The sequence below is a fragment of the Phaeodactylibacter xiamenensis genome, assembly GCF_965229835.1.
In the GTDB taxonomy this organism is placed as follows: Bacteria; Bacteroidota; Bacteroidia; order Chitinophagales; family Saprospiraceae; genus Phaeodactylibacter; species Phaeodactylibacter xiamenensis.
Map to the genome: position 1 here is coordinate 4,554,906 of NZ_OZ245931.1, position 10,867 is coordinate 4,565,772.

Annotated in this window: 7 protein-coding genes; 2 read left to right on the forward strand and 5 right to left on the reverse strand. The window is 53.0% G+C overall.

Annotated features, from left to right (window positions below):
* Window positions 1-28 precede the first annotated feature (28 nt).
* The 5 genes from ACO08I_RS17420 to mqnC all read right to left on the reverse strand — a co-directional run bounded on the left by ACO08I_RS17420 (window position 29) and on the right by mqnC (window position 8,714).
* On the reverse strand, window positions 29-3,424 hold the full coding sequence (locus ACO08I_RS17420) for a methylmalonyl-CoA mutase family protein (protein ID WP_421946609.1): 3,396 nt from the start codon (window positions 3,422-3,424) through the stop codon (window positions 29-31).
* Window positions 3,425-3,652: 228 nt separating this feature from the next.
* Window positions 3,653-5,479, reverse strand: a complete 1,827-nt coding sequence (locus ACO08I_RS17425; protein WP_421946610.1) for a S41 family peptidase — start codon at window positions 5,477-5,479, stop codon at window positions 3,653-3,655.
* Window positions 5,480-5,594: 115 nt separating this feature from the next.
* Window positions 5,595-6,692, reverse strand: coding sequence for a helix-turn-helix domain-containing protein (locus ACO08I_RS17430; protein WP_421946611.1), 1,098 nt, complete (start codon window positions 6,690-6,692; stop codon window positions 5,595-5,597).
* Between the two features lie 9 nt (window positions 6,693-6,701).
* A complete protein-coding gene (locus ACO08I_RS17435; protein ID WP_421946612.1) occupies window positions 6,702-7,541 on the reverse strand; it encodes a purine-nucleoside phosphorylase in 840 nt (279 codons plus the stop codon).
* Window positions 7,542-7,571: 30 nt separating this feature from the next.
* Window positions 7,572-8,714 carry a cyclic dehypoxanthinyl futalosine synthase gene (gene mqnC, locus ACO08I_RS17440; RefSeq protein WP_282775071.1) on the reverse strand — a complete coding sequence of 381 codons (1,143 nt, stop codon included), beginning with the start codon at window positions 8,712-8,714 and terminating at the stop codon, window positions 7,572-7,574.
* Between the two features lie 278 nt (window positions 8,715-8,992).
* Here mqnC and rimP point away from each other — a divergent pair, with 278 nt between their 5' ends.
* Together rimP and nusA are read left to right on the forward strand one after the other, a co-directional pair.
* Window positions 8,993-9,466 (forward strand): ribosome assembly cofactor RimP, encoded by a 474-nt coding sequence (gene rimP / locus ACO08I_RS17445; protein WP_044218889.1) that lies wholly within the window; start codon window positions 8,993-8,995, stop codon window positions 9,464-9,466.
* Between the two features lie 51 nt (window positions 9,467-9,517).
* Window positions 9,518-10,756 carry a transcription termination factor NusA gene (nusA, locus tag ACO08I_RS17450; protein WP_044219181.1) on the forward strand — a complete coding sequence of 413 codons (1,239 nt, stop codon included), beginning with the start codon at window positions 9,518-9,520 and terminating at the stop codon, window positions 10,754-10,756.
* Window positions 10,757-10,867: the final 111 nt, after the last annotated feature.

Below are 10,867 nucleotides of genomic sequence, written 5' to 3' on the forward strand. Positions count from 1 at the left end.
TAAAATCGGAAATTTTTGCGATTCCAGCTTACATATTCCGCCGGTACTGCCCGCCCACCTCATACAAGGCATGCGTAATCTGCCCCAGCGAGCAGTGCTTAGTCGCTTCCATCAGTGCTTCAAAGAGGTTGCCGTTTTGGATAGCGACCTGCTGTAGCTGCTTCAGGTGTTGCGCTCCCCGGTTAGCATTGGCTTTGTGCAGTTCGCGCAAGCCTTTGATTTGATCCTCTTTTTCGTCCTTGGTGGCGCGGATGACCTCCCCGGGGCGCACCGTAGGCGACCCATCCTTGTTCAGGAAGGTATTCACCCCAATAATCGGCATTTCGCCCGTGTGCTTGAGCATCTCGTAGTGGAGGCTTTCATCCTGAATCTTGCCGCGCTGATACATGGTCTCCATAGCGCCCAGTACGCCGCCCCGCTCGGTGATGCGGTCGAACTCCAGAAGCACGGCTTCTTCCACCAACTCGGTCAGCTCTTCAATGATGAAGGCGCCTTGCAGTGGATTTTCATTCTTGGCCAGCCCCAGCTCGTGGTTGATGATCATCTGAATGGCTACGGCGCGGCGCACGCTTTCCTCCGTCGGCGTGGTAATGGCCTCGTCGTAGGCATTGGTGTGCAGGCTGTTGCAGTTGTCGTAAATGGCGTACAGGGCCTGCAGGGTGGTCCGGATGTCATTGAAGCTGATCTCCTGTGCGTGGAGGGAGCGGCCGGAGGTCTGAATGTGGTACTTTAGCTTTTGCGAGCGCTCGTTGGCGTTGTACTTCTGCTTCATGGCTTTGGCCCAGATGCGGCGGGCGACCCGGCCGATGACGGCATACTCTGGATCTACACCGTTGGAGAAGAAGAAGGACAGGTTAGGCGCAAAGTCGTTGATATCCATTCCCCGGCTCAGATAATACTCCACGAAGGTGAAACCATTGGCCAGGGTGAAGGCCAGCTGCGTGATCGGGTTCGCGCCTGCTTCCGCAATGTGGTAGCCGGAAATGGAAACCGAGTAGAAGTTGCGCACCTTATTCCAGATAAAGTATTCCTGCACATCGCCCATCAGCTTGAGGCTGAATTCAGTGGAGAAAATGCAGGTGTTTTGCGCTTGATCCTCCTTGAGGATGTCGGCCTGCACTGTGCCGCGAACGGAGGACAGCGCTTTGGCTTTGAGCTCGTTGTAGATGCCTTCTTCCAAAATCTGATCGCCGGTGACGCCCAGCAGGAGCAGCCCGAGCTGATCATTGGTTTCGGGCATATCGGCGCGGTACTGCGGGCGGGGCAGCCCGCGATCGTCGTATAATTCCTTTAGCTTGGCCTCGACCTTGTCCTCCAGCCCATGCTCCCGGATGTACTTTTCGCACTGCTGATCGATGGCTGCATTCATGAAGAAGGCGCAGATGGTGGCTGCCGGCCCGTTGATGGTCATGGAGACGGACGTCTTGGGGTCGCAAAGATCAAAGCCGGAGTACAACCGCTTGGCATCATCAAGGGAGCAGACACTCACACCGGAATTGCCAATCTTGCCGTAGATGTCCGGGCGGTAATCCGGGTCTTCTCCGTAGAGTGTCACGGAGTCGAATGCCGTGGACAGACGGGCGGCGGGCATGCCTTCAGACAGGTAGTGGAAACGCTTATTGGTGCGCTCCGGGCCGCCTTCTCCGGCAAACATGCGCGTGGGGTCTTCCCCCTTGCGCTTGAAGGGGAAAACGCCGGCGGTGTAGGGGAATTCTCCCGGTACGTTTTCCTGCAGAGACCACCGCAGGATCTCCCCCCAGTCCTTGAAGCGGGGCAGCACTACGCGGGGAATGCGGGAGTGCGACAGGGAGGTCGTAAAAGTCGGCACGCGGATTTCCCTGCCCCGCACCTGATAGATGAATTCGTCGGCTTTGTACTGTGCCTTTTTGTCTTCCCAGGTCTCGATGATGCGCTTGCAGTAGCCATCCAGCCCCAGCTCCACTTCCTCGTAGGCCTTTTTCAGGCTCGCCAGGGTTTCGGTTTTGTTGGGCAGGTTGTCCTCCGCCTCAATCGCTTTGATGGATTCGTTAAGGGCGAAGAGCTTGCGTGCCACTTGTTCCTGCCGGTCCACCCAGTCATCGTAATTGCGGTTGGAGTCGGAGATTTCCGAAAGGTAACGTACCCGTTTGGGCGGAATGATGAATATCTTTTCGCTCACCTCATCGCTGGCCATAAAGTCGGACTTCAGGTCGGCCCCGGTGCGCTCCGCGAGCACGTCCATCAGGGTGCGGTAGAGCTTGTTCATGCCCGGGTCGTTAAACTGAGAGGCTATAGTGCCAATGACCGGCATCTCGTCCAGCGATTTGTCGAAGAGCATGTTGTTGCGCTGATACTGCTTCTTCACATCCCGGAGGGCATCCTGTGCGCCCCGCTTGTCAAATTTATTGATGGCAATCACATCAGCGAAGTCGAGCATGTCGATTTTCTCCAGCTGTGTGGCGGCCCCGTACTCCGGCGTCATCACATAGAGCGACATATCGGAGTGGTCGATGATTTCCGTATCAGACTGCCCGATGCCGGAGGTTTCCAGGATGATGAGGTCGTACTGTGCGGCTTTGAGGATGTCGATGGCGTCCTGTACGTGCTTAGACAGTGCCAGGTTGGACTGCCGGGTGGCCAGGGAGCGCATGTAGACGCGGTTTTGCGCCAGGTTGCCCGTGACGGCATTCATGCGGATGCGGTCGCCCAGCAGTGCGCCGCCCGTCTTTCGCTTGGACGGGTCCACGGAAATGATGGCGATAGTTTTATCGTCGAAGTCCATCAGAAAGCGGCGCACCAGTTCATCCACCAGACTGGATTTGCCTGCCCCGCCGGTGCCTGTAATGCCCAGCACCGGGATGGTTTTGCCTTCGATATCTTTGCGCAGTTGTTCCAGCCAGCCGCGGTTTTCTTCCGGGAAGTTTTCGGCAGCGGAGATCATGCGGGCCAATGCACGCGGGTTTTTTTCCTGAAATTGCTTCAGCTCGCCGTTGAGATTGGTGCCCACGGGGTAATCGCATTTTTCCAGCACATCATTGATCATGCCCTGCAGGCCCAGGGCCCGCCCATCATCCGGGGAGTAAATACGGGTGATGCCATAGTCGTGCAGCTCCTCAATTTCTTCCGGCAGAATGGTACCGCCCCCACCGCCGAAGAGCTTGATGTGGCCGGCGCCCCGCTCTTTGAGCAAGTCATGCATGTACTTAAAGAATTCGGTGTGCCCACCCTGATAGGAGGTAATGGCGATGCCCTGCGCATCTTCCATGATGGCGGTATCTACAATTTCCTGTACGGAGCGGTTGTGGCCGAGGTGGATGATTTCAGCGCCTGAGCTTTGCATGATTCGGCGCATGATGTTGATGGCGGCGTCGTGTCCGTCGAACAGGGAAGCGGCGGTCACGATCCGAACTTTATGTTGCGGGTGGTAGGGCGCAGTGGTTTGCATACGTGGTTTTATTGGTTAAAAGCGGCGCAAAATTACAAAAATTCTGCGAGACTAGTTTGGTGGCTAGTGTACAGAAGTATAACAAACCTGAGGCGCCGAGGTTTTACTCTGCGTAGTTGCTATGTCTTATTTTTAGGATAAGCCGACACCAGAAAAACAGAGGACTGAAGTCTTCTCCAACCCCCTGTCTGGCTAACCTGTTCAGATATGGTGTGGATGCCCCAGTTCTTACTTAATAGCCTCAAGAATGTAATCCATGCAGGGGTCCTGCCCTTGAGCAATATCTTCCTGCGTAAGCGTAATTTCTACCTCCGGCGCAACACCTGCATCCGGTCGTTCACCAGGAGGCGCGAAGTATTTGAGTGGGATATCCACTTCCATCTGACTGTGCGGCAGGTAAAAAAAGAGGTATTCCCCACCATTAATGCCCTGCTGATTGCCGCCGGACTCCTGACCGACAAAAGTGGCAAAACCGTAATGCCTGGCCTTTTGCAATAAAGTGAACGTAGCCGATACATTGCCGGGGCCACCCAGGATGAAAGCCCGGCCCTCAAAGCGGTTGTCTTTTGGTATGATGTCCTGGCAGCCTGCCTCCTCTTTAAGCTCGAAAAAGGTATCGTCATAACGGGTGTAGAACTGTGGCGGCAGCCCCTTGAAGATGATTTGGTTCCAGGATTTAGCATGCGGTATAAACGCCGCGTCAACTTTCGTGGTCCGGATCAGTGATTTGCTGGCGCCACTGCAATCCAGTTTGTCCCTGATGAGATAGCTGATGAGTTCATCTCTGGGTTCGCTGAGCCCGCCCCCGTTGCCTCTGATGTCAATGGCCAGGTTGGGAATGCCGAGCTGTTGGATGGTATCAAAAGCTTCCTGAAACCACTCCGTATGGTCAAAATCTTCCCACTTCCATATGGCAAAAGTCCCCAGGCGCATGACCGCGAGGTCTGGATTGCTGAGATTGAGGGACCAACTGCTGCCTTCAGGCCTTGAATCTAGGTAGCGCTTGTTCATGATGGCCTCTCGCTCTTCCTTCTTCAAAGCCTTCAGGGTAACCGATTGCGTGGACTGTTCTCCCAAATTCTGATAGGTAACCTTGAAAGCAGTGTCCTCCATCGGGAAGAATAGTGGGAAGTACAGGTCAAAGGCATTCCAGTGCCGGGCATCAAAATTGCTGACCGACAAGTAATTTGGAATCGGGCTGTTGTTATTCCCATCCACTTTAGCAATGGTGGATAAGCTGTCCAGAATAGTAGCCGCTGAAACACCATTGATGGAAGCAATCGCTGCTCCCGCTCTTATCCCCGTGGCCTCCGAAGCGTTATGAGTTACGATAAATTGCCCATTGAGGATGCTGAAACCAAGCGGAAAATAAATTCGGCCTCCGAACAGGCGGTCCCGCAGGTCTGCGTTCATATTCCAGGGATTTAGGTAGGTATGCCCGCACCGGATTTTTTTGATGGACTGTGCTAGTATTTTCATGAATTCAGCTTCGGTCATGCCTTCATAAACCTGGGCCCTGAGGCAGTCAAATTCCCGGTTGATGCTTTCCTGGCTATTGTACCGGTAGATACCGGGGTGTATCTCGGTGAGCGCCCGCTCAAGCAGGTCAATATCGGCGAGTAGGCTGTCTTTCTGAAGGAGCTTTCCGGATACCAATGAAGTCTTGGTTGGGCTATCATTGGACAGTGTGGTTTCCGGCATTTGCTGATAACGCATTCCTTCCACAGACTTGCTTAGCTTAGCCCTTACTTTCACAGCTCTCGTAGTGGGATTGGAAAGCAGGACCGTTTCCCGCCTGCCTGCCCAAAGTTGGGTTTGCCCTCTGCCCGCCAGGCCAAAGCCCTGAGTTTGTTCGCCGGTTATTTTATCTATAGTCCTGACATTTAGAGTTGTGCTGCTCAGGTTTTTAAGTTCAGCGCGAAAGCTGCTTTTCTCCCCTTCTCCCAGCACAAATTCTTCTCCGGCGGGAATGCCAATGGTAGAATGGGAGGCGCAACTGCTGAGCGTGATAGCAAGCAGTATTGCGAGATTTCGGAAATAAGATAGCTTAGTCATGGTGCATTAGGTTTTGGTCCGTAATGCTGCAAAAGTGCCGTTTCAAAGGGTTTATAGCGCCTCGAAATGCATAATGAGACGGATTACCGGACCTATTCAAGCCAGGAAAACATTTTCAGTTCTGAAAAAACGCGGTGGGTGGGCTGCCGGTATGGCTTTTGAAGGCGCGGTTGAAAGAAGCCTTGGAGTTGAAGCCCGATTCGAAGGCAATAGCGAGGAGTGTCAGGTGTTCGTGTTGCCCTTCCTGTACGAGCCGGATAAATTCTTCCACCCGGTACCGATTGACCAGCCCCCGGAAGGATTCGCCCTGGCTGCTGAGTACTTTGGATACGGTGTTGCGGTGCACGCCTAAAAGCTTAGCAAAGGCTTCCAGGCTGAGTTCAGGGTCGAGATAAGGCTTGTGCTCCTCAAGTAATGCATCAATTCTGGCCGAAAGTTCCGGCTCTTCAGCGGGTGGTTTGGTTTGGGCTTCCGGTAGAATCAGGCTCTGATGTTGGTACAAATAGGCGTGGTACCCGATCAACAGGCTGATGCCAGCATAGGACAACTTCAGCGGGAAAGCCACCCATTCCATATTGAACAGGTTGTACTCGAAAAAGCCATACAGCACCCAGTCCAGGATTTCGTAACCTGAACTAATCAAAAACAGAAACGCCAGAGAGATAGTAAACCGCCGTAGCCAGCGGTATACAGGGCCTTTCCAGAACAATTCCGGGATACCGTGCAGCATTCGGTAAGCTGCCCCCAGGTACCCAAGTGCAATTACTATGAGCAGCCCTTCCTCAATAAACTGTCCGTAGGGGGCGATTACTTCCCGCCAGATCCAGCTTTTATATGCCGCGCTTCTAAATCCAATCGACAAATAAAAAAGGAATTGTAGCAGCGGGAGGATAAAGTGGGGCAGGTGCCGGCGCTGCAGCCTAAAGGAAGGCTGTACCCTCGACCGCACGAAAAAGTAAAAGAGCGGCCCCAGGCTCAGGCTGAAGTTGATGGGGATGAAATACAGGAATTGATACTGCGCATAGATGCCCGCCATGGCAAAGAGGCTGTTACTGAGCGTTAGTGCGTAGAGGATCAGCAGTACGCCCAGCAGCAAATTAGATTGCCGAATTCCCGCTTGTCGCAACAACAGCTGAACCCCCACCACAAGACAAAGCAGTATGCCAAACCCGGACAGGAATATAGCGATCAGGTCAGGGATTGTGATAGTCATAAAAGTGGCCTACCCCTCCGATAACAAATCCGGCATCAAACCCGACAATATCTCCCGCATTTTGGGCTCCGCGCCCTGAGCCACTGCAATGACCTCTTCAACGGTAGTTTCCGTGAGCTCCTCGATTGGGTAGCATTTGTTGGTCGCTACGGAGAGGACCAGGACGGGGAGGTTGGCATGCCGGGCCACCAGCACTTCAGGTACGGTAGACATACCTACCATATCTGCGCCCACCACGTGAGCAAATTTATACTCCGCCGGGGTCTCCAGGTTGGGGCCCTGCAGGCTGAGATAAACGCCTTCGTGAGCGCGGATGCCCAGGTTTTTGGCCACAGCAAGCCCTTTGGCATTCAGACTGCGGTCGTAGGCGTTGAGCATATCAGGGAAGCGTGGGCCCAGGCGCTCGTCGTTTTCGCCCCGTAGTGGGTTCTCGGGGTGTAGGTTGATGTGGTCGCGGATGAAGACAATATCACCCGCTTCAATACTGGCGTTGACACTACCTGCGGCATTGGAAATGACCAGGCGCTGAACGCCCATCGCTGCCATGACCCGCACCGGGAAAGTAATCTGTTTGGCGGTATAGCCCTCATAGTAGTGGAAACGTCCCGCCATAGCCATCACCGGCATGCCCTTCAGGTGCCCGAAGACCAGTTTGCCTTTGTGGCTTTGTACCGTCGAGACGGGAAAGTGAGGGATATCAGCATAGGCAATCTCTGCTTCGGTCTCGATGTGGTCGACCAGATTGCTGAGGCCAGTGCCCAGAATGATGCCTACTTTGGGTTGTGTTGCAGTTTTCCCCTTGATGAAAGAAACTGCTTCCTGTATTTGATCGAAAAGTGGTGTTGACATAAAAGTATTGGTGACTGAGATTGGAGCCAGTTAATCGACGATCATTTTCTCGCGGTCAAGCTCCTGTTGTACGATATTTTCCGGTAGTTCGATGTGCTCGTATTCCTGATTGCGCAGTTGCGGGATGTACCCGGCTTCGCGAATAGATTCCTGTATGCCATCAGCCGTAAAGCGGAAGCGGGCGCCGGCAGCGGAGACCACATTTTCCTCAATCATGATGGAGCCAAAGTCGTTGGCCCCAGCGTGGAGGCAGAGCTGTGCCACCTGCTTGCCTACCGTCAGCCAGGAAGCCTGAATGTTCGTGATGTTAGGCAGCATAATCCGGCTCATGGCGATCATGCGCACATACTCGTCGCCTGTGCAGGTGTTGCGAGCCCGCTTGAGCCGCTTGAGAATGGTATCCTCATCCTGAAAGGGCCAGGGAATGAAGGCGATAAAGCCCTTGGCACCTTCTGGTTTCATGGACTGCACTTCGCGGATGCGCACCAGGTGGTCCATACGTTCCCAGTTGGTTTCGATATGGCCGAACATCATCGTGGCAGAGGTGGTCAGCCCGACGTTGTGGGCCGCATGCATAATATCGAGCCATTCCTGCCCACCACATTTGCCTTTGGAGATGAGGCGGCGTACCCGGTCGGCCAGTATTTCAGCACCAGCACCCGGCAGGGAGTCCATCCCTGCGTCTTTTAGCGCTTGCAGCACTTCGGTATGCGTACTGCCTTCCAGTTTGGTAATGTGGGCAATTTCGGGCGGCCCGAGGGCATGGAGCTTGAGGTCAGGGTACAACGCTTTGAGCTGCCGGAACAAGTCGACGTAGAAGGCCAGCCCAAGGTCAGGGTGGTGCCCGCCCTGCAGCAGCAACTGACGGCCGCCGTAGGCATAGAGCTCGTCTATCTTTTTTTGGTACTCCTCAATGCTTGTCGTGTAGGACTCTTCGTGCCCGGGGCGCCGGTAGAAATTGCAGAATTTGCAATTGGCGATACAAACGTTGGTGGTGTTTGAGTTGCGGTCAATAATCCAGGTCACTTTATTGTGCGGCACATGCTGCTTGCGCAGTTTGTGGGCTACATGCATAAGCTCAGCAGTGGAGGCATTTTCAAAAAGAAATACCCCTTCCTCGGTGGAGAGGTGCTCAAGGTGGAGTGCCCGGTGCAGCAGTTCGTCGACTTTCATAGTGGTCTTTTTCCTTGCGTCAATAATTATTGATCCAACAAATATAGTACAGGCTGGTTTGGCCGGGGCCACAATCCGTTCAAAAATAACTGAAAGACCAAGGATGGCACAAAAAAACGTTCGTATTGCCATCAAATATGCCGCAGTGTGTTGCTTTTCAGTGAATAAGGCTGTATATTTGCGAAACAAGACAGCAAAACTCGGAAGAGGGAACGCCAAAACGTTCCCTCTTTTTGTTGCAGTTGCTTAAAAGAGAGCTAAAAAAACGCTGAGATCCTGTGGTAGAAGATAAAATTGCCGCCCTGCTGGAAGAGAAATTCCGTGAAGATGCTTTTGCCGATTGCTTTCTGGTTGACCTGAAACTGCATGCGCACAATAAGCTTGATGTGTTCCTGGACAGTGATTTTGGGATCACCTTCGAAAAGTGCCATAAAATCAGCCGTTATCTGGAGCAATACCTGGATGAAGAGCAATGGCTGGGCGAAAAGTATGTGCTCGAGGTGTCTTCGCCCGGTATCTCCCGCCCGCTGATAATGCAGCGGCAGTATCCGCGCAACATAGGCCGCAAAGTCGAAGTCAAACTCAACGATGGCGATAAGCGCACGGGTACGCTCCTGGAAGTGGAAGAAGACCATATCGTGCTGGAAGAGAAAGTACGGGTACAGGAAGGTAAGCGCAAAAAGACGGAGGTGGTGGAGACTGAAATCTCTTTTAGCAGTATCGAGCATACGAAAGTGAAAATTACATTTTAAAAATTAGAGCAGGTGGTCAGGCAGGCTGCCTTCAAATAGCATTGAACCATGATGAATCTGGTGGAAACCTTCTCGGACTTTAAAACCGGGAAGAATATAGATCGCCCTACAATGGTCCGTGTACTGGAAGACGTTTTCCGGACACTCATCCGTAAGAAATTTGGTACAGATGAGAACTTCGACGTCATCGTGAACACCACCAAGGGTGACCTGGAGCTTTGGCGTGTACGTGAGATTGTTCCTGATGGCGAGGTGACGGATGACCGTAGTCAGATTTCTATCTCTGAAGCCCTTTCTATTGATGAGGACTACGAGATTGGAGAAGAGTGTTATGAACAATTGCACCTGGAGGACTTTGGCCGCCGGGCAATTATGGCTGCCCGTCAGACGCTGATTTCCCGCATTATGGAGCTGGAGAAAGACGAAATCTACCGCAGCTATAGTGAGCGTATTGGCGAAGTTGTGGTTGGTGAGGTGCATCAGATTCTGAAGCGGGAGTTCCTGGTTTTAGATGATGCTACCGGCAATGAGCTGGTGCTTCCCCGCACCGAGACCATCCGCGGTGACTTTTTCCGCAAGGGGGATATGGTGCGCGGCGTCATCAAAGCGGTGGAAATGCGCAACAACAACCCGGCTGTGATTATGTCCCGCACGGATGCGCTGTTCCTTGAGAAACTCCTGGAGCAGGAAGTACCTGAAATAGAGGACGGCCTGATTACCATCCGCCGTATTGAGCGTATCCCTGGCGACCGTGCGAAGGTAGCGGTGGAGTCTTACGATGACCGTATTGATCCGGTGGGCGCCTGCGTAGGTATGAAAGGTTCCCGTATTCACGGCATTGTACGCGAACTGCGCAATGAAAACATCGACATCGTCAACTTCACCAATAACGAGACGCTGTTCATTCAGCGTGCACTGACGCCGGCTAAGATCACGAGAATTGACCTGAACCAGGAAACCAAGCGGGCGGAGGTCTTTTTGGAGCCCGATCAGGTCTCTCTGGCGATTGGTAAGGGCGGTACAAATATTAAACTGGCCAGCCGCCTGGTGGGCTACGAGATTGATGTTTATCGCAATCAGGTTGAAGAAATTGAGATCGACGATGTCGATTTGGAAGAATTTACTGACGAGATCGATGGCTGGGTAATTGAGTCCCTGAAAGCCATTGGCTGTGATACCGCCCGTTCAGTATTGGAGCTTAGCAAAGATGAGTTGCTGCGCCGTACTGACCTTGAAGAAGAGACCGTGGCAGAAGTACTGGGCATTCTTGCAGCAGAATTTGAAGATTAATTAAGGAATTTGGGAACTCGTGCGCCGCTTTTGGCGTTCGGGTTTTGTGAAAAGCGGCATAAAAGCCTTCAGCCTGAAGGCTTTTTGCTGTTTTACCGTGTAGATTTTTAC